Annotated in this window: 1 protein-coding gene; it reads left to right on the top strand. The window is 64.2% G+C overall.

The annotated features are described in order from the left end of the window. A partial coding sequence (locus GY769_11820; GenBank protein ID MCP4202609.1) for a DUF3857 domain-containing protein occupies positions 1–718 on the top strand: 718 nt, incomplete at both ends.

Below are 718 nucleotides of genomic sequence, written 5' to 3' on the forward strand. Positions count from 1 at the left end.
CGGTGAAGTCGCGCTTCCCCACAACGCGTTCGAGCGGCTCAAGTACCTGAAGGGGAGGACGATCTTGCCGGACGGTGAGGTGCTCGAGCTGTCCCAGGAAGACATCTTCAAGCGCCAGGTTTCGCGGCTCGACGACTTCTACGTCACCGCGGCGGTTTTCCCCGGCGTCGAAGTCGGCGCCATCCCCGACTATGAGTACGAGCTCAGGTACCGGTCGATCTTCGAGCTGCGGCCCTGGCACTTCCAATCCCGCATCCCGACGCTGCACTCCGAGATTTCCTACGTCGTCCCCGAGCACATCGGGTTCCGCCCCTGGGCGAAGGTGTTGCCGGACCGTTTCAACCAGCAGACCGAGAAGCTGCCGAAGGGGCGGATGCTCCGCGCCTGGATGACCAACATGCCGAGCGTTCCCGACGAGCCTTTCGGCCCTCCCTTTGGCGACCTTTCGAACCAGTTCATGATCCTGCCGACCGAGTACATCTTCAGCGGCCGGCAGAGCGACCTGCTGGTTTCCTGGCCCCGGGTCTGTGACCTGACGAAGTCGTCGTACTATGACCACCAGAAAAACGACGGCAATGCCAAGAAGAAGGCCCGTGAGCTCGCCGGCTCGGCCGGCGGCGGACAGCGCGACCAGGCCGCCGCCGTCTACCGCTTCGTCCGCGACGAAATCCAGCCGCTTTCGGCGACCGGGGTCTTCGTCCGCGAAGGCACTTCGGTC

This window comes from bacterium (genome assembly GCA_024224155.1).
Taxonomy (GTDB): Bacteria; Acidobacteriota; Thermoanaerobaculia; order Multivoradales; family JAHEKO01; genus CALZIK01.